This window comes from Isoptericola sp. b515 (assembly GCF_030588125.1).
Taxonomy (GTDB): Bacteria; Actinomycetota; Actinomycetes; order Actinomycetales; family Cellulomonadaceae; genus Isoptericola; species Isoptericola sediminis.
The window spans coordinates 1202665-1221679 of sequence record NZ_JAUQYR010000001.1 but is presented as its reverse complement, the minus strand read 5'-3'; the positions used below and the strand labels follow the sequence as shown (position 1 = coordinate 1221679).

The following is a 19015-nucleotide window of genomic DNA, read 5'->3' as shown; positions in this document are numbered from 1 at the left end:
GTCACGCCGTCGCCAGGGCCGTCCGGCGTCGCGCCTGCTCGGCCGGGTCCGGCACCGGCAGCGAGGCCAGCAACCGACGGGTGTAGTCCTCGCGCGGCGAACCCAGCACCTCCGCACCGGTCCCGGACTCGACGAGACGCCCGCGGTAGAGCACCGCGATGCGGTCGGCGAGCAGGTCCACGACCGCGAGGTCGTGCGAGACGAAGAGGCAGGCGAAACCGAGCTCGGCCTGCAGGTCGGCGAACAGCTCCAGGACCCGGGCCTGCACCGAGACGTCGAGGGCCGAGGTGGGCTCGTCCGCCACCAGCAGCTCCGGGTCCAGCGCCAGGCCGCGCGCCAGGGACGCCCGCTGACGCTGCCCGCCGGACAGCTCGTGCGGGTAGCGGTCGCCGTAGGAGCGCGGGAGCTGGACGGCCTCCAGCAGCTCGTCCACCCGGCCACGTGCCGCCGCGGGCGACGCGGCCCGGCCGTGCACGACCAGCGGCTCGGCCACGCACTCGGCGATCGTCAGCAGCGGGTTGAACGACGTCGCCGGGTCCTGGAAGACGAACCCGAGCCGCGGCCGCATGCCGGCGAGGGCACGGCCCCTGGCACCGCGCATCTCCGTGCCCAGCACCCGCAGCGACCCGCTGGTGACGGGCTGCAGCCCGGCCACGGCCCGGGCGATGGTCGTCTTGCCCGAACCGGACTCCCCCACCAGCCCCAGGACCTCACCGGGCCGGATCGTCAGGGACACGTCGTCGACCGCGGTGAAGCCCGGACGCCGGAACCTGCCCGGGTAGGTGATGGTCAGGTGCTCGGCCCGCACGACCGGCTCGCCGTCGGCCCATCCCTCGGGCCGGGACGCCGCCCGGGCCTCGGCGCGCGCGGTGCCCTCGCCGACCCGTGGCACCGCCCCGAGCAGCGTCCGGGTGTACTCGGCCTGCGGGTCGGCGAAGAGCTCCTGCACGGGAGCCTCCTCGACCACACGGCCCTGGTACATCACGGCGACCCGGTCGGCCAGGTCCGCCACCACCCCCATGTTGTGGGTGATGAGCACGATCGCCGTCCCGGTCTCGTCCCGCAGCCGCCGCAGCAGGTCCAGGATCTCCGCCTGGACGGTGACGTCGAGCGCCGTCGTCGGCTCGTCGGCCACGATCAGCCCGGGGTCGAGGACCAGCGCCATGGCGATGACGACACGCTGCTTCTGACCGCCGGAGAACTGGTGCGGGTAGTGGTCGACGCGCTGCTCGGGGTCCGGGATCCCGACGGTCCGCAGTACCTCGACCGCCCGTCGCCGCGCCTCCTTCGCCGAGACCTTGCCGTGGGCACGCAACCCCTCGGCGATCTGCCAGCCGACCGTGTAGACCGGGTTCAGCGCCGTGGAGGGCTCCTGGAACACCATGGCGACGTCGCGGCCGCGCACCCGGCGCAGCTCCGCGCCGGACACGTGCACGACGTCGGTCCGCGCGCCGTCGTGCCCGCTGAGCACGACGGCGCCGCTCGCCGTGGCCGTCTCCGGCAGCAGACCGAGGATGGTCTTCGCCGTCACGGTCTTGCCCGACCCGGACTCGCCGACGATCGCGAGCACCTCGCCCGGGGCGACGTCGAGGCTGACGCCGTCGACGGCCCGCACCGGGCCGGCGTCGGTGGCGAACGAGACCGCGAGGTCCTCGATGTGCGCGACGCGCGACGTGCTCATGACTCCTCCTTCGACGGGCCGGTGGTCCCGGCGTCGGCGTCCGACCCGGCGTCCACCGACGTGGCGGCCACCGCGCCGGCGACCTTGCGCGACCGGGACCGCACCCGCAGGCGCGGGTCGGCCAGGTCGTTGAGGGACTCGCCCACGAGCGTCATCCCCATGGCGGCCAGCACGATCGCCAGACCGGGGAACAGCGCCGTCCACCAGATGCCCGAGGTGACGTCCGCGACCGCCCGCTGCAGGTCGTAGCCCCACTCCGCGGCGGCCGTCGGTTCGATGCCGAACCCGAGGAAGCCCAGCCCCGCCAGGGTCAGGATGCCCTCGGAGGCGTTCAACGTGACGATGAGCGGCAGGGTGCGCACCGAGTTGCGCAGCACGTGGCGGGTCATGATCCGCCGGTGCGGCGTGCCCAGGACACGAGCGGCGTCGACGAACGCCTCCCCCTTGATGCGGACCACCTCGGCCCGCACCACGCGGAAGTACTGCGGCACGAACACCACCGTGATCGACAGCGCGGCGGCGAGGACGCCGCCCCACATGCTCGACTGGCCGCCCGAGATGACGATGGCGAGCAGGATCGCCAGCAGCAGGGACGGGAAGGCGTACACGGCGTCGGCGACGAGCACGAGCACCCGGTCCGCCCAGCCGCCGAAGTAGCCCGAGACCAGACCGAGCAGCACGCCGACGACGATGGACGCCGTCACCGCGACGATGACGACGAGCAGCGCCGTCTGCGCGCCCCACACCACCCGGGAGAGCACGTCGTACCCGCCGACGGTGGTGCCGAACCAGTGCTCGGCGCTCGGGGGGTGCTGGGCGCCGAAGGCGCCCTCCGGTGTGCGCAGCTGGGACCAGCCGTACGGCGCGATCCAGCGGGCACCGACGGCGGTGACCACGAACACGGCGCACAGCACCAGCCCCGTGACGAGCATGCCGCGCTGGAGGCCGACGCTCTGGCGCACCTGGTGCACGACGGGCAGCCGCTTGAACCACGCGCCGCGCCCCTGCAGGTGCTCGGGCGCGGCCGGCACCGGGGGCGGGGCCCCCTGGGTCTCCGGGGCGGTCATCAGTACCTCACTCTCGGGTCGACGAGGGCGGCGATCACGTCCACCAGGAAGTTCGTCACCGCGACGATGACGGCCATGACCACGACGATCCCCTGCACGGCCACGAAGTCGCGGGCCTGCAGGTACTCCGAGAGCTGGAAGCCGAGGCCGCGCCACTCGAAGGTGGTCTCGGTGAGCACGGCGCCCACCAGGAGCATGGCGATCTGCATGCCCGCGACGGTGATGATCGGGATGAGCGCGGGACGCCACGCGTGCGCGGTGACCAGGCGCCGCTCCTTCACGCCGCGCGACCGGGCGGAGACGACGAACTCGGTGCCCAGCGTGCTGATCATGTTGGTGCGCACCAGCCGCAGGAACACCCCGGCCGTGAGCAGGCCGAGCGCCAGCGACGGCAGGACGGCGTGCGAGAGCACGTCGAGCAGGACGGCGGGGTCCCCGGTGGCGAGGGCGTCGACCACCATGAAGCCCGAGTCGGCACCCGCCTTGCGCATCTCGATCTCGCCGGCCGTCGAGACCCTGCCCGCGACCGGGAACCAGCCGAGCCAGACGGAGAAGATCAGCTTCAGCAGCAGACCGGCGAAGAAGACCGGCGTCGCGTAGGCGAGGATCGCCAGCACGCGCAGCACGGCGTCGGGCAGCAGGTCGCGCCGGTAGGCGGCGATCATGCCGAACGGCACGCCGAGGACGAGCGCGACCAGCACGGCGTACGTGCTCAGCTCGAGCGTCGCCGCGCCGTAGGTGGTGAGCACCTCGGTGACGGGCCGGTTGTCGCTGATGGTGGTGCCGAAGTCGCCGGTGAGGATCCCCGAGAGGTACTCCCAGTACTGCACGAGGATCGGCCGGTCGTACCCGGCGGCCTGGATGCGTTCGGCGAGCTGGTCGGGGGTGAGACGACCGCCGAGGGCGGCCGTGATCGGGTCACCCGTGGCGCGCATGAGCACGAACACGGTGGTGACCAGGATGAAGACGGTCGGGATGATGAGCAGGAAGCGCACCAGGACGTACCGCCCCAGTGCGCTTCCTGCCGTCGGTGTTGCAGCCACGAACAGGGTCCTCGATCAGCCCTTGCTCAGCGCCGCGTAGCGGAACTTGAACGAGGCGTCGAGGGTCTCCTCGGCGCCGGACACGTCCGAGCCCACCACGGCGACCTGCGCGCCCTGCAGGTAGGGCACGGTCGACAGGTCCTGCGCCACCGTGTCCTGGATCTCCTCGATGACGCCGGCACGCTCGTCCGCGTCCTCGGTGACCCCCTGCTCGACGATCAGCTCGTCGACCTCCGGGTTGGAGTAGTGGTTGCCGAGGAACCCGCCGTCGAGGAAGAACGGCGTGAGGTAGTTGTCCGCGTCGGAGTAGTCCGGGAACCAGCCGAGCTGGTAGGCCGGGTAGACGTCGGCGGTGCGGTCCTTGCTGTACTGCACCCACTCGGTGGTCTGCAGGTCGACGCTGAACAGCCCGGAGGACTCCAGCTGGTCCTTGATCAGGGCGTACTCGTCGCCCGAGGACGGGCCGTAGTGGTCGTTGGAGTACTGCAGGCTGAGCTCGACCGGCGTCTCGACGCCCGCGTCCTCGAGCACCTGCGTGGCGGCGTCGGCGTCGGGGCCGCCGTCACCGTCGCCGTACATCTCCTTGAGGGACTCGGTCGCACCGGTCAGGCCGGCCGGGACGTAAGAGTACAGCGGGGTGTAGGTGCCCTTGTAGACCTGCTCGGAGATCGCCTCGCGGTCGATGAGGTGGGCCACGGCCTGACGCACGGCCAGCGCCTTGTCCTCGTCGGCGTCGTCCTGCGCGGCGCCGTACGGCTGGGTGTCGAAGTTGAAGACGACGTAGCGGATCTCGCCGCCCGGGCCCTCGACGACCTTCACGCCGTCGTCGCCCTGCAGGTCCTCGATGTCGGTCGAGGACAGCGACCGGAAGGCCACGTCGACCGAGCCCTGCTGGACCTCGAGCTTGAGGTTGGAGGCGTCGGCGAAGTACGACACGTTGATCTCGGGGGTCTTCGCCTCGCCGAGCAGCCCCTGGTAGCCGTCGAAGGCCTCGTAGGTCACCAGCTCGTTGAGCGTGTAGCTGGTGATCACGTACTGGCCGGCGAAGGCCTGGCCGTCCACGATCTCCGTGTCCGGGGTCAGGGCGTCGGCCGAGAAGACGTCCTCGTCCACGATCGGGCCCGCCGGGGACGACAGGATCGACGGGAAGACCTGGTCGTTCGCCTCCTTGAGGTGGAAGACGACGGTGGTGTCGTCGACGACCTCGGTGCTGTCCAGGTTGTACAGCAGCGACGACGGGCCGCTCTCGTCGGCGATCGCCAGCTGACGGTCGAAGCTGAACTTCACGTCCGACGCGGTCAGGTCGTTGCCGTTGGCCCACTTCAGCCCGGACTTCAGGGTGACCGTGTACTCGGTCGGCGCCGTGAACTCGGCGGACTCGGCGATGTCCGGCTCGACGTCCGGGCTCCCGTACGGCGTGTTCATCAGGAACGGGTAGACCTGGTTCATCACCGCGAAGGACCCGTTGTCGTACGAGCCGGCCGGGTCGATGGTCGTGATCTTGTCCGTCGTGCCGATGGTGAGCGACGTACCAGCACCGCTGTCGCCCTCCGCCTCGGAGCCCTCGTCCGTGCCGCCACCGCCGCACGCGGTGAGCACCAGCGCGACAGCAGCCGCCCCGGCAGCGGTCGAGACGGCGCGTCGCGTCCCGCGAATCGTCCTCATGTGTGTTTCCCTCCTCGATGCGGCCTCCCGGCCGCATGCCGTCCACGTTGACGGCAGTTCTATCAGGCAATCATGTCGCCCAGATCACATCAGTGTGACATGTCCGGCAGATCAGTCCGGCCTTCACCCCCCTCCACCGGGCCTCGACCGCCCCGCCGACCTAGACTCCCCCCATGTCCCGAGGCAGCGGCGAGGGCCCCGCGGGCCCTGGAAACCCGCCGGGCACGGTGCACGACGTCGGGTCGTACGGCGCCGCGGACACGCCGCCGCCCACCGGCGCCTTCGACGCGCTCTTCCTCGCCGGCGGCGCCCCCGACGACGACGCCGGGCTCGTCCGGGTCGTCGACACCCCGGAGCAGCGCGTCCGCAACCCCTCGGACCTGCTCGGCCTCATCAGCAGCGCCGTCGGCGTCGCCGCGGTCCTCGTGCTGTCCGTCGTCGCCCACGGCACCACCGAGGGCGTGACCGCCGACGTGCGCGCCTTCAACACCCTGCTGGGCGAGCTGCTGTTCATCCCGGTCGCCGTGCTCGAAGGGCTCGTCACGCTGTTCGTGCCCGTCGCCGTGCTCGCCGAGCTCGGCGTGCGGCGCCTCGGCCGTCAGGTCGTGGAGTCGATCGTCGCCGCGACGCTCGGCATCGTGCTCGGCGTCCTCACCGTGCTGATGGTCGGCTGGTGGGGCGGCGACGACCTGCTGCGGTCGCTGTCGATCTTCCGCGACGGGGCCTGGCGGATCACGGTCCCCATCTACGTCGTCGGCATCGCGGCGCTGCTCACCACCGCCGGCCCCCGCACCCGTCGGCGCACCGTCCGCTGGTCGTGGAACGTCCTCTACCTGGCGCTGGTCATCGCGCTGATCACCGGGCAGGCCCCCCTGCCGAGTGTGCTCGTCGCCCTGCTGCTCGGCCGGCTCGCCGGCCAGACCGTGCAGTACGCCTCCGGGGTGCGGTCCGAACGCGCCTACGGCGGCGAGCTCGTCACGGCCGTCCGCCGTGCCGGCTTCCGCCCGACCACCCTCGTGCGGGTCCGGGACGTCACCGCCCCCGTGAACGCCGACACGCCCCCCGCCCCGATCCCCGACGAGACCGTCACGGACGTCGACGCCTCCGGCGCGGTCACCGGCCGCACCACCCTGCGCGCCCTGCTGCGCAACCGTCCCCGCTACGGCGGCCGCCGCGGCGCCGGCGCCGACGTCCGCACCGGGCTGCCGGCGTCGGACACCCTCGCCGACCCGGCGACCCGCGCCCTGACCCGCACCGGGGACGCCCGCGTCTACGCGATGTTCACGCCGGACGGCGACCGCCGCGACGTCGTCGTGCTCGACGGCGACCGGCACGTCGTGGGCGTCCTGACGCGCCTGTGGCGCGGCCTGCGCCTGCGCGGCCTGGAGGGCCGGGCCCAGGTGTCCCTCAAGGCCGTCGCCGAACGCACGGCGATGCTCACCTACGCCGCCGACGCCGCCCACGTACGCACCCCGCGGCTGCTCGGCGTGGGCGAGGCCGCGGACTCGATCGTGCTGGTCACCGAGCACGCCGTCGGTGCCGTGCCGTGGCGCGACCTGCCCGACGAGGCGCTCGCCGGGGACCGTGGCCACGCCGTCCTCGCCGCCGTCTGGGAACAGCTGCGGCGCGCGCACGAGGCCGGCCTGACCCACCACGCGCTCACCCCGGACGTGCTGCTCGTGGACTCCCACGGCACCCGCCCCCGGGTGTGGCTGACCGGGTGGGAGCAGGGCGAGATCGCCTCCACCATCCTGGGCCGACGCCTCGACCTGGTGCAGATGCTCGCCCTGCTCGCGCTGCGGGTCGGCCCCGGACCTGCCGTCGCGTCGGCCGTGCGTGCGCTGCCCGCCGACGACGTCGCCGCCGTGGGCCCGCTGCTGCAGTCCATCGCCCTGCCCGCCGCGACCCGCGTGGCCGTGCGCCAGCGCCGCGGACTGCTCGACGACCTGCGCGACGCCCTCGTGGAACGGCTGCCGCAGGTGGACGTCCAGCCGGAGAACATCACGCGGTTCGGTGCCCGGACCGTCATCACGCTCGCCCTGTCGATCGGTGTGGTCACCGCGCTGGTGACCACCATGAACCTCGACGAGATCACCGACGCCGTGAGCCGGGCCAACCCCTGGTGGGTGGTCGCCGCGTTCGTGCTGGGCGCGGTCACGTGGTTCGGCGCCGCGCTGACGTTCGTCGCGTTCTCCCCGAAGCGGCTGCCGCTGTGGCGGGCGACGCTGACCCAGATGGCGGGGTCGTTCGTCGCGCTCGCGGCCCCGGCGGGCATCGGTCCCGCCGCCCTCAACCTGCGGATGCTCACCCGCCGCGGCGTCGAGCTGCCGATGGCCGTGGCCACCGTCGCCCTGGTGCAGGTCTCCCAGTTCGTGGTCACCGTGGTCCTGCTGGTGGTGCTCTCGATCTTCACCGGGTCCGGCGGACTCATCGAGCTGCCCTCGATCACGGTGCTGCTGGCGATCGCCGGGATCGCCGCGGTCATCGCGGCCGTCCTGCTGGTCCCCGCGATCCGCCGGTGGATCTGGGGGAAGATCAGGCCCACGCTGGAGCAGGTGTGGCCGCGGCTGTCGCAGATGCTCGGCCAGCCGACCCGGCTGGCCCTCGGGATCGGCGGCAACGTCGTCATGTCGCTGGGCTACGTGCTGGCCTTCGACGCCGCGCTGGCGGCGTTCGGCCAGTCCCTCAACCTCATCGACGTGGCCGTCATCTACCTCGTGGGCAACGCCCTCGGAGCCCTGGTCCCGACGCCGGGTGGTCTCGGTGGTGTCGAGGCGGCGCTGACGGCCGGGCTCACCGCCGCAGGCATTCCGGCCTCGATCGCGCTGTCCACGACGATCCTGTTCCGGGTGGTCACCTACTGGGGCCGGGTGCCCTTCGGGTGGGCCGCGATGCGCTACCTGGAGCGCAAGGGCGACCTCTGACCCCGGGCGCTGGGCCGGGCGCGGGAGCGGGAGCGACGAGCGTGCTCGTTCAGCACGCCATCCCCGCGGATCGGGTACCGAGTGCGCACGCTCGTCGCGCCGGAGGGGGAGCGGACGCACGAGGGCCCGCCGTCCGCGACTCCGCGGACGACGGGCCCTCGGACGCTGACCGGGGTCAGCGGAGGATCACTTGGCGACGGCCTTCTTCAGCAGCGAGCCGGCGCTGATCTTGACGCCGTAACCGGCCGGGATCTGGATCTCCTCGCCGGTGCGCGGGTTGCGGCCGGTGCGGGCGGCACGCTCGACACGCTCGACCGACAGCAGACCGGTGACCTTGACGGCCTCACCCTTGCTGAGGGACTCGACGAGCACCTCCTGGAAAGCGTTGAGCGCAGCCTCGGCGTCCGACTTGGTCAGGTCGGCCTTGGAGGCGATGGCCGAGGCCAGCTCGGACTTGTTCAGCGACATGTGAATCCCTTCTCCGGATCACGACGTACGGAGCCGTACGTCGTCACGTTCACGGCCAGACCGGCAGAACCGGTGGACCGGGAACACACTATGGAACATCCGCGGGTTCCTGCGACTTTTCGCCGTCTCGGCGTGCCTGACCAGCCCCGTGCGGACGGGTGGGTCAGCTCAGCGGCCCCTGGGTCGGGCCCTGGCCGTGGTCGTCGTGGAGCCGGCGGCGCGAGCGCGCCAGCATCAGCGCGGCGACCCCGATGATCGCGACCAGCGCGCCGCCGTACAGCACGGGCATCCCGCCCGCGCCCGAGGAGTCGTCCTGCACGGGAGCGGACGGGCCGGGCTGCTCGCTCGGTGCCGCGGCCCGGTCGTCCGTCTCGGCGGCCTGCGCGGGGTCGTCGCCCGCGTCCGCCGCCGGAGCGGCGACCTCGTAGGCGAACGACCCCTCGATGGGGTGACCGTCGGAGGACACGGCGCGCCAGGCGACCTCGTACTCCCCGCCGGCGGCCTGCCCGGGCACGGCGGCGACGACCTCGGGGCCGTCGACGGTGACCTCGGCGTCGACCGGCTCGCCGGACGGCGGCGTCACGCGGACCTGCGTGCCGTCGGCGATGACGTCGGAGCTGAAGGTGAGCGTCAGGTTCTCGACCGGCGCCTCGAGGGAGGCCCCGTCCTCGGGGTCGGTGGAGAGCAGCTGGTCGTGCGCGCCGGCGGACAGCGCACCGACGAGCATGACGGCGGTGCCGCCGACGGCGGTCAGCAGCATCGAGAGCGCCACGACCGCGGCGATCAGGCGGTTCCGCCGCTGCGAGCGGACGGGCGTCCAGTCCGGCCCCTCGGACGGGGCGGACGGTCGGGATCGGGGCCGGGAGCCCTCGGGATGGTGCGCCACGACGTCGACGATAGCCCCGCCGTCGCGGCGTCGGCCAACACCGGACCGGTGTCGTCGGGCACACTCGGGGTGTGGACTTCCGCAACGCCTACGCCCACGGGTTCGCCCGGGTGGCCGCCTGCACCGTGCCGGTGACGTCGGCCGATCCCGCCGCGAACGCCGCCGCGATCCTCGACCAGGCCCGTGCCTGCCACGACGACGGGGTGGCGGTCGCGCTGTTCCCCGAGCTGTCGGTCTCGGGGTACGCACTGGGCGACCTGCACCTGGCCGACCCGCTGCTCGAGGCCGTCGGGGACGCGCTCGAGCAGATCGTCGAGGCCAGCGCCGACCTGCGTCCGCTGCTCGTGGTGGGCGCGCCGCTGGAGATCCACGGGCGCGTCCACAACTGCGCCGTGGTGGTCCACGGCGGCCGGGTGCTCGGTGTGGCCCCGAAGTCGTACCTGCCCACCTACCGCGAGTTCTACGAGCAGCGCTGGTTCGCCTCCGGCACCGACCTGCGCGGGTCCACGGTCCGGCTGCCCTTCGCGGCCGAGGAGGTCCCGTGCGGCCCGGACCTGCTGTTCCGCGCCTCCGACGTCGCGGGCCTGACGGTGCACGTCGAGGTGTGCGAGGACATGTGGGTGCCGGTCCCGCCGTCGGCCGAGGCCGCGCTGGCCGGCGCGACGGTGCTGCTGAACCCCTCGGCGAGCCCCATCACGATCGCCCGCGCCGAGGACCGTCGGCTCCTGGTGCGCTCGGCCTCGGCCCGGTGCCACGCCGCCTACGTCTACGCCGCGGCGTCGCAGGGCGAGTCGTCCACCGACCTGTCCTGGGACGGGCAGACCATGGTCTACGAGGCCGGCGACGAGCTGGCCGAGACCGATCGGTTCCCGGACGGCCCCCGGCGCGCGGTGGCCGACGTCGACCTCGACCGCCTGCGCCAGGACCGGCTGCGTCAGGGCACGTTCGACGACAACCGGCGCGCCCTCGGCGACCGGGTGCGCGGCTTCCGCGTCGTCGAGTGGCAGGTGCGCCCGCCGTCGGGCGACGTCGGCCTGCGCCGGCACGTGGACCGCTTCCCGTTCGTGCCCGACGACGCGGCGCGGCTCGCCCAGGACTGCTACGAGGCGTACAACATCCAGGTCACCGCCCTGGAGCGACGGCTGACCGCGATCGGCCGGCCGAAGGTCGTCGTCGGCGTCTCCGGCGGTCTCGACTCCACCCACGCGCTCATCGTGGCCGCGAACGCGATGGACCGGCTCGGGCGGCCGCGCACGGACGTGCACGCGGTCACGATGCCGGGGTTCGCGACGTCGGCGGAGACCAAGGACCGTGCCACCCGCCTGGCCACGGCCCTGGGCGTGCGGTTCGAGGAGCTGGACATCCGGCCCGCCGCGGAGCAGATGCTGCGCGACCTCGGCCACCCGTACGGCGAGGGCGAGGCCGTCTACGACGTCACCTTCGAGAACGTGCAGGCCGGGCTGCGCACCGACTACCTGTTCCGGATCGCCAACCACCGCGGCGGCATCGTGCTGGGCACGGGCGACCTGTCCGAGCTGGCGCTGGGGTGGTGCACCTACGGCGTCGGGGACCAGATGTCGCACTACGCCGTGAACACCGGCGTCCCCAAGACCCTCATCCAGCACCTGATCCGCTGGGTGGCGGACTCGGGCGACTTCCCGGTCGAGGTGGGCGACGTGCTGCGCGAGATCGTCGTGCAGGAGATCTCCCCCGAGCTCGTGCCGTCCGGGGAGGGCGAGACGCCGCAGTCCACCGAGGCGACGGTCGGCCCGTACGCGCTGCAGGACTTCACGCTGTTCTGGACGCTGCGGTTCGGGATGCGGCCGTCCAAGATCGCGTTCCTCGCCTGGCACGCCTGGCGGGACGCCGAGGCCGGGGCGTGGCCGCCGAACTACCCGCACGACGACCGGTCGGCCTTCGACCTGGCCGAGATCCGCCGCTGGATGCTGGTCTTCTTCCGCCGGTTCTTCGCCTCCCAGTTCAAGCGGTCCGCGCTGCCCGACGGCCCCAAGGTGTCGCCCGGCGGCACGATGTCGCCGCGCGGGGACTGGCGGATGCCGTCGGACGCGTCCGCGGCGGCCTGGCTGCGCGAGATCGAGGAGAACGTCCCGGAGCGCTGACGCGGCGCGGGTCGCCCGCCGGCCGGCCCCGCCCGGTCGAGGCCGTCGAGGCGCCGGGGGCAGGATGGCCCCCATGACTTCCACGTATCCCACCGCACCCGGAACCACCCGCAGCTCCGTCGCCGTCACGAACGGCTACGTCGTCCCCGTGGCGGGCGACCCCGTCGAGAACGGCACGGTGCTGATCGAGAACGGCGTCATCACCGCCGTCGGCGCCGACGTCGAGATCCCCGACGGCGTCCCGACCCTCGACGCGGGCGGCCGGTGGGTGCTGCCCGGGTTCGTCGAGGCCCACGGCCACGTCGGCGTCCACGAGGAGGCCGAGGGCTGGGCCGGGGACGACACCAACGAGAAGACGGCCCCGAACGGGGCCGCGTTCCGCGCCCTCGACGGGATCAACATCGAGGAGGAGGGGTTCCGCGACGCCCTGGCCGGCGGCGTGACCTCCGTCGTCGTCAAGCCGGGCTCGGCCAACCCCATCGGCGGGCAGACCGTCGCCATCAAGACCTGGGGCGGACGCACCGTCGACGAGCAGGTCCTGCGCGAGGCGGTGTCGGTCAAGAGCGCCCTGGGCGAGAACCCGAAGCGGGTGTACGGCGAGCAGAAGAAGACGCCGTCGACCCGGCTCGGGGTGGCCTCGGTGATCCGCCAGGCGTTCCTCGACGCCCAGCACTACGCGGCCGCCCGCGCCGCCGCCGAGGAGAAGGGCGAGCCGTTCGCCCGCGACCTGACCAAGGAGACGCTGGCCCGCGTCCTCGACGGCGAGCTCGCCTGGGACCAGCACACGCACCGGGCCGACGACATCGCCACGGCGATGCGGCTCGCCGACGAGTTCGGCTACCGCCTCGTGGTGAACCACGGCACCGACGGCGCCGCGGTCGCCGACGTGCTCGCCGAGAAGGGCGTCCCGGTGATCTTCGGGCCGATGTTCACCACCCGCACCAAGGTCGAGCTGCGGAACCGCGACATCGCCCACCTGGCCCGGCTGGCCGAGGCCGGGGTGACCGTCGCGATCACCACCGACCACCCGGTGGTGCCCATCAACTTCCTGGTGCACCAGGCCTCCCTGGCCGTCAAGGAGGGACTGGACCGGCAGGTCGCCCTGGAGGCGCTGACGGTCAACCCCGCGAGCATCCTCGGGCTGGACGACCGGGTCGGCGCGCTGCGGCCGGGCCTCGACGGTGACCTCGTGATCTGGTCGGGCGACCCGCTGGACGTCAACGCCCGCGCCGAGCACGTCCTCGTCACCGGGACCGCGGTGTACTCCTGGGACCGGGACGCCGACGGCGGGCGGGGCGCCGGGCGCGTCGTGGAGCGCTCCGCCCGGTTCGCCTGAGGTCTGCCGCGAGCGCCCGGGCGGGAGGTCCCGGACCGTCCCGCCCGGGCCCGCTGTGAGACACGCGACAAACACCCGGAGGAAGTTGCCTGGTCGGGCCCGATCCGTGTCGAATCGTTCCCATGCGAACCCTCCACGCCGCGACCGCGGTCGTCTCCGTTGCCCTCCTGCTCACGGCGTGCGCCGGGCCCGACACGGTCTCGCCGGCGTCCGGGTCGTCCGGGTCGTCCTCCGCCCCGGAGGCCTCGTCGGAGACGGAAGCCCTCACCCGCGTCCAGACCACGTGCAGCGGCTACTACGGCGGGGACGACCTCTCGATCGACCACCGCGTCGACAGCTGGGCCGCCGAGCTCGACCAGCCGCTGACCGAGGAGAGCCGCGAGGCGTTCTCCATCATCAGCTACCGGCTCGACTCCCGGATCCGCTACGCGGACAACGGCCCCGTCGCGATGCTGAAGGCGATCAAGACCCCGTTCGACGAGGCGCTCGCCGGCACGCCGGCCGACCCGGACGACGTCGCGGAGGCCGTCGCCTCGCTCGAGGCGATGTGCCAGGACGACGGGTTCACGATCCCCGAGTGACGGCCCGGCGGTCGCGGACCGCCCCCCGCCGGACGGCCGGACTCAGCGGCCGGTGAGGAACCTCCCCATCAGCGGTCCCGCCGTCGTGGAGCCGAACTCGCCGTCCTCGACGAACACCGCGACCGCGAGGTCGTCCGCGATCGCCAGCATCCACGCGTGCTGCTGGGACCCGTCGCCGTACTGGGCGGTCCCGGTCTTCGCGCCGGTCACGCCGGGGACGTCGGCCAGCTCCGAGGCGCTGCCGTCGGACACCACGGCACCCATGAGGTCCTGCAGGTCGGCGGCCTCGGACGCGCCGAGCCCGTCGGCGGTCCCGGCCGGTTCCTCGGCCGGCTCCGCCGTGGCGTCCTCGGCCGACGGCGACGGTGACGCGCTGTCGTCGTCCTCGCCCTCGGCCGGGCGGACCAGGAACGGTTCGACCCGCTCGCCCGCCGCCACCGACGCCGCCACCGTGGCCATCCCCAGCGGCGAGGCCAGCACCTTGCCCTGACCGATGAGCGCCTCCGCGTGCCCGGTGGCCGACGCCTCGGTCGGGACCGCGCCGAGGAAGGCCGGGGCGCCCACCGCCGGCTCGCCGAGACCGAGGTCGACGGCCGCGGCCGCCAGGTCCGCCTGCCGGACCTCCGCGCCCGCGCCGATCATGGCGGTGTTGCACGAGTGGGCGAACGCCGTGCGCAGCGTCACCTCACCGGTCGCCTCCTGCGGGTAGCCCGGGACGTTCTCGTACGTGCGCCCGTCGACGGTGATGCGGCGCGGGCACCGGACCGTGTCCTCGGGGAAGACGCCGGAGCGCATCAACGACAGCGCCGTGGCCACCTTGAAGGTCGAGCCCGGCGCGTACTGCCCCAGCGTGGCCGTCGACCAGCCCGCGCCGCCCGGGCCGCTGGCCGCGGCCAGGACCTCCCCGGTCGACGGCCGGACCGCCACGATCGCGCTGGCCGGCTCGACGTCGGCGAGGACCTTCTCGGCCAGGACCTGCAGGTCCGGGTCGAAGGTCGTCGCGACGTCCGCGCCGTCGACGCCCTCCACGCGGTAGGCGTCGCGCAGCACCTCGCCGTCCTCGCCCGCGACCACGTGGACCGCCAGACCGTCGGTCCCGGTGAGCACGGCGTCGTAGTCGCGCTGCAGACCGGACAGACCGACGACGTCCCCCCGCTGCACGGCGCCGTCGGACTCCTCGATGATCTCGGCCGTCGCCTCGCCGGCGCGGCCCAGGATCGGCCGGGCGAAGGACGACGTCGGGGCGAGCTCCATCGTGTCCGCCAGCACGTTGACGCCGGCGATCGACCGTGCGTCGCGTGCGGTGAACGACACCCCCGAGGTCTTGCGGTCCTGGCGGATCGTGATCGCCTCGACGTACGCCTTGTCGCCGGCACCCTCGACCCGCGCCGCGTAGGCCGCGGGATCCAGGCCGACGAGCTCGGCCAGCTCCGTCGCCTGCTGCTCGTACTCCTCCGGCTCGAGGAAGGTCTTGTCGATGCCGATGCGCCACACGTCGCGCGCGGTGACCAACGGCTCGCCGCGCACGTCCAGGAGGTCGCCGCGGTCGGGCGCCAGCACCTCCAGCTCGAGACGCTCCCCGCCGGCGAGGCCGGGCACGATGACGTCGGGCCCCCAGCGCACCTCCCACGTGCCGGGTTCCTCGGAGTCCTCCGGCGGCGGGGCCCAGACCATCTCGGTCTCGGTGGTGTAGTCCCAGGTGTGCCCCGCGGCGAGCGGCCAGCTCCAGGCGAGCCGCACGGACGCACGGGGTGGCTCGTCCTCCTCGGTCGTGGCCTCGACCACCTCCGCGACGGTCACGTCCGGCACGGCGTCGCCGTCGCCGGCCGCGGCGACGAGCGGTTCCACGACCTCCGTGAGCTGCTGCTGCGGGATGGCGCTGGTGTCGGACACCAGCGTCAGCGCCGACAGGTCCTGGCGCGCCAGACCGTCCGCCAGCGCCTCCGCGGTGTCGTCGGGCGCGGGCCGCTCGGGGCCCGTGCACCCGGCCGCGGCGAGCACGGCGGACGTCAGCAGGACGGTCAGGGCGAACGATGTCCGACGGCGCACGTGGCGAGCGTAGCGTCCCGTCTGGCACGCTGCGGTCGTGAACTCCCGATTCGTCCCGCCTCGGCGGTCGTCCCGTCTCGCCCGGACGGTCCTCGTCGCCACGGCGCTCGCCGCCGGGACGGTCGCCGGGACTGCGCCGTCCCCCGACCCGACGGGAGGCACGACGAGCACTCTCGCCGACGGAGCGCCGGCGGCGCAGCCCACCCCCACGGCGGCCTCCCGCTCGACGCGGGGGCGCGAGGACTCCGGGGCCGGGACGACCTCGTTCGTCGGGTGGGACACCGACGCGCGCCGGACCGCCGACCAGCCGTCCGCCGACGGGGTCCTGGTCGCACCGGCCCAGGGGCGACGGCTCGCGCTGCAGCAACGGGTCGACGGCGAGTGGCTCACGCGGAGCACGCTGACGCTGGACCACGGCGGCGCCGACGTCGCGCGGGTCGCCCTCACGCGGCACTGGCGCCACGCGCCGACCACGCGGTGGCGGCTGCAGGCGTCCGCGACCGCCACGGCCGCGGCGGCCACGAGCGCGGTCAAGGAGGTCACGGTCACCTGGGAGGCCACCGACGACCCGACCCTCCCGACGGTGCTGGTGACCAAGGACCGCCCCGTGCGCCCGGCGGGCTACGAGCCGGAGCGCCTGGTCCGTCCCGAGGGCCCGGGCCAGGCCGGGGACGTCCGGCTGGTGCCGGCGGCCGCCCGCGCGATCGAACGGCTCGCCGCGGACGCGGACGCGGCCACGGGCCGCGAGCTCGTGCTCGTCTCCGGCTTCCGGTCCGCCGACTACCAGGAGGACCTCTTCGGCCGGTACGCCGCGCAGCACGGCACGTCGGGGGCGGACCGGTTCTCCGCCCGCAGCGGCCACTCGGAGCACCAGACCGGCTGGGCGGTCGACGTCACCGAGGCGGGTGTCGACTTCACGCGGTTCGGCGGGACGCCGTCGTCGGACTGGGTCGCCGCGAACGCGTGGCGCTACGGCTACGTCGTCCGGTACCCGGCCGGCGGCGAGGAGATCACCGGCTACGACGCCGAGCCGTGGCACCTGCGGTACGTCGGCGAGGACCTCGCCACCTACGTGCACCGCACGGGCACGACGCTCGAGGAGGCCTTCGGCGTGGCGTGACGGCGGCGGGCGGGCACCGGATCAGAACGCCCGGCCGAGCCGCTCCACCGCCGCGGTGAGGATGTCGACGGAGGTGGCGAGGTTGAGCCGCAGGAACCCGTCACCACCGGCACCGAAGTCCCGTCCGTCGCCGAGCGCCACCTTCGCGGTGCGCAGCACGTGCCGGTGCGGGTCGACCCCGGCCGGGACGGCGTCGCGCACGTCCAGCCACATCAGGTAGGTGCCCTCGGCCGGGTGGACCCGGACCGCGGGGGCGTGCTCCGCCAGCAGCCGCGTCGCGAGCTCCCGGTTGCGCACGATCCCGGCGCGCAGGGCGTCGAGCCATGCGTCGCCCTCGGTGTACGCGGCGGCGTGCGCCAGCACCGCGAGGTGGTTGACGGCGTGCCCGGCCTCCTCGGGGACGCGGCGCAGGTCGGCCACGGCGTCGGGCCCCGCCAGCGCCGTCGCGGCCCGCAGACCGGCGAGGTTGAACGCCTTGGACGCCGAGTGCACGGCGATCGCGCTCTCGCTGCCGGGCACGCTCAGCAGCGGCGTGAACGGCGTGCCGCCGTCGGTCAGGTCGGCGACCGTGAACGGCGCGTGGATCTCGTCCGCCACGACGCGCACGCCGTACCGTCCGGCGAGGTCGAGCACCGTCTCGAGCTCGTCGCGGGTGTGGACCGTGCCGGTCGGGTTGTGCGGGCTGCACAGCAGCAGCACGGCACGCCGCCCCGACCCGGGTCGCCCGCTGGCGGGTCCCCCACCGGTCGCCTCGCGGAACGCGGCCTCGAGCGTCGTCGGGTCCAGACGGCCGGCGTCGGTCAGGGGTGCCTCGACGACCCGGCGCCCCTCGTTGCGCGTGTACCCGTAGAACGGCGGGTAGACGGGCGGGGTGACGACGACGGCGTCGCCCGGGGCGGTGAGCACCCGCAGGATCTCCGTGACGGCGACCATGACGTCGGGCAGCGTGCGGCCCGTGGACGCGTCGGGGGTCCAGCCCCAGCGGCGCTGCGCGAACGGCACGAGCGCGTCCGCGTAGGTGGTGCCGCGGTCGTACCCGGTGTCACCCACCTCGAGGGCACGGGTCACCGCGTCGACGACGAACGGCGCCTGCGGCACGTCCATCTCGGCGACGAACATCGGCAGGACGTCCTCGGGATAGGCGGTCCACTTCACCGAGGTACGACGGCGCAGGTCGTCGAGGGAGAGCCGGTCGAGCGGGCTGACGCTGGTGTCGATCACGTCCCCGGTCTAGCAGACGACGCGGACGTCGGCAGTTCCTCCGGTCACACCGCGGCCCGGTGGCTCACACCGTGGCGGGACGGACGACGTCCGCCCACTGGTCCTGCCGGAGCGACTCGCCGGCCTCCGCGAGACCGGACCAGCGGCGGGCGTCGGCGATCGTGTCCGCGAGCAGGGCGCGCAGCCGGGCGTCGACGTCGGGCAGGAAGGACTCGCTGATGCCCTGGACGGCCGTGGAGACGACGGACGGCGCCGCGTCGCGCACGAACCGCTTCGGCTTCACGTGCGTGCCGGCGCAGAACCGACGGGCCCACTCGGCGGTCTTCGGGACGGTGGCCAGCGCCGCGACGCTCTCCGGCGACATGGTCCCCTCCGGCCGGGCGTCGAGGACGTCCAGCATCCGTTCGGCCCCGTAGACCGCCACCGCGAGGGTCTGCTGACGGTCGGCCGGTGCGACGGGCAGAGCGGTCTGGGCGGCTCGCAGGGCGATGCGCACGTCCCAGTGCGGGTCGTCGCTGTTGAGCCCGATCACCGACGGGATCATCGGCGCCAGCCGGGGCCGGTGATGGTCGGACGTCAGGTCGTTGACGGCGCGCGCCAGCATCGCCAGCAGCGGATGGGTGCACTGGGGATGATCACTCCAGCGCTCCCCGGCGAGGAACGACGCCAGCTCCATGAAGCAGGCGCCCTTCTTCGGGTTGCGGTGCTTGCCACGGCCCAGCATGGGCAGTGCGTCGAACGTTCCAGCGGTTCCCACCACGGTGCCACCCCCGTCTTGGTCCTTGCTCCAGTGTGCGCGCGGTGTGACGTAGATCGCAACGGGAAGTCGTCACCCGGTGCCCGGGACGGATCAC

Annotated in this window: 14 protein-coding genes; 5 read left to right on the top strand and 9 right to left on the bottom strand. The window is 73.6% G+C overall.

Going from position 1 to position 19015, the window contains the following annotated elements:
* Nucleotide 1 precedes the first annotated feature (1 nt).
* The 4 genes from Q6350_RS05550 to Q6350_RS05535 are packed head-to-tail and all read right to left on the bottom strand — an operon-like array spanning nucleotide 2 to nucleotide 5456.
* Nucleotides 2–1681 (bottom strand): ABC transporter ATP-binding protein, encoded by a 1680-nt coding sequence (locus tag Q6350_RS05550; protein WP_304606307.1) that lies wholly within the window; start codon nucleotides 1679–1681, stop codon nucleotides 2–4.
* Nucleotides 1678–2748, bottom strand: coding sequence for an ABC transporter permease (locus tag Q6350_RS05545; RefSeq protein WP_305065720.1), 1071 nt, complete (start codon nucleotides 2746–2748; stop codon nucleotides 1678–1680). Before Q6350_RS05545 ends, Q6350_RS05550 begins: the two co-directional genes overlap by 4 nt.
* Complete coding sequence (locus Q6350_RS05540) at nucleotides 2748–3791, bottom strand: ABC transporter permease (RefSeq protein ID WP_305065719.1); 1044 nt, start codon at nucleotides 3789–3791, stop codon at nucleotides 2748–2750. Before Q6350_RS05540 ends, Q6350_RS05545 begins: the two co-directional genes overlap by 1 nt.
* Before the next feature lie 15 nt (nucleotides 3792–3806).
* A complete protein-coding gene (locus tag Q6350_RS05535) occupies nucleotides 3807–5456 on the bottom strand; it encodes an ABC transporter substrate-binding protein (RefSeq protein WP_305065718.1) in 1650 nt (549 codons plus the stop codon).
* A 173-nt stretch (nucleotides 5457–5629) separates the two neighbouring features.
* Between Q6350_RS05535 and Q6350_RS05530 the strand changes: the two genes are divergently transcribed.
* On the top strand, nucleotides 5630–8380 hold the full coding sequence (locus tag Q6350_RS05530) for a flippase-like domain-containing protein (RefSeq protein WP_305065717.1): 2751 nt from the start codon (nucleotides 5630–5632) through the stop codon (nucleotides 8378–8380).
* A 186-nt stretch (nucleotides 8381–8566) separates the two neighbouring features.
* Here the strand turns inward: Q6350_RS05530 and Q6350_RS05525 are convergent, their stop codons facing one another.
* Together Q6350_RS05525 and Q6350_RS05520 are read right to left on the bottom strand one after the other, a co-directional pair.
* Nucleotides 8567–8848, bottom strand: a complete 282-nt coding sequence (locus Q6350_RS05525; RefSeq protein WP_304604684.1) for an HU family DNA-binding protein — start codon at nucleotides 8846–8848, stop codon at nucleotides 8567–8569.
* A gap of 163 nt (nucleotides 8849–9011) precedes the next feature.
* Nucleotides 9012–9734: a copper resistance CopC family protein gene (locus Q6350_RS05520; protein ID WP_305065716.1), complete on the bottom strand. Its 723-nt coding sequence runs from the start codon at nucleotides 9732–9734 to the stop codon at nucleotides 9012–9014.
* Between the two features lie 71 nt (nucleotides 9735–9805).
* Here Q6350_RS05520 and Q6350_RS05515 point away from each other — a divergent pair, with 71 nt between their 5' ends.
* The 3 genes from Q6350_RS05515 (at nucleotide 9806) to Q6350_RS05505 (ending at nucleotide 13771) form a co-directional block, all read left to right on the top strand.
* Nucleotides 9806–11854: an NAD(+) synthase gene (locus tag Q6350_RS05515; protein WP_305065715.1), complete on the top strand. Its 2049-nt coding sequence runs from the start codon at nucleotides 9806–9808 to the stop codon at nucleotides 11852–11854.
* A gap of 73 nt (nucleotides 11855–11927) precedes the next feature.
* Nucleotides 11928–13190 (top strand): amidohydrolase, encoded by a 1263-nt coding sequence (locus Q6350_RS05510; RefSeq protein WP_305065714.1) that lies wholly within the window; start codon nucleotides 11928–11930, stop codon nucleotides 13188–13190.
* A 122-nt stretch (nucleotides 13191–13312) separates the two neighbouring features.
* Nucleotides 13313–13771 (top strand): hypothetical protein, encoded by a 459-nt coding sequence (locus Q6350_RS05505; RefSeq protein ID WP_304604688.1) that lies wholly within the window; start codon nucleotides 13313–13315, stop codon nucleotides 13769–13771.
* Nucleotides 13772–13813: 42 nt separating this feature from the next.
* Here the strand turns inward: Q6350_RS05505 and Q6350_RS05500 are convergent, their stop codons facing one another.
* Nucleotides 13814–15820, bottom strand: a complete 2007-nt coding sequence (locus Q6350_RS05500; protein WP_304604689.1) for a penicillin-binding transpeptidase domain-containing protein — start codon at nucleotides 15818–15820, stop codon at nucleotides 13814–13816.
* Between the two features lie 37 nt (nucleotides 15821–15857).
* Between Q6350_RS05500 and Q6350_RS05495 the strand changes: the two genes are divergently transcribed.
* Nucleotides 15858–16940, top strand: a complete 1083-nt coding sequence (locus tag Q6350_RS05495) for a M15 family metallopeptidase (RefSeq protein WP_305065713.1) — start codon at nucleotides 15858–15860, stop codon at nucleotides 16938–16940.
* 21 nt (nucleotides 16941–16961) lie between these two features.
* On the opposite strand, the gene Q6350_RS05490 is transcribed toward Q6350_RS05495, so the two are convergent.
* Both Q6350_RS05490 and Q6350_RS05485 read right to left on the bottom strand, forming a co-directional pair.
* A complete protein-coding gene (locus Q6350_RS05490; RefSeq protein ID WP_305065712.1) occupies nucleotides 16962–18161 on the bottom strand; it encodes a MalY/PatB family protein in 1200 nt (399 codons plus the stop codon).
* Nucleotides 18162–18225: 64 nt separating this feature from the next.
* Nucleotides 18226–18918 (bottom strand): hypothetical protein, encoded by a 693-nt coding sequence (locus Q6350_RS05485; RefSeq protein ID WP_305065711.1) that lies wholly within the window; start codon nucleotides 18916–18918, stop codon nucleotides 18226–18228.
* Nucleotides 18919–19015: the final 97 nt, after the last annotated feature.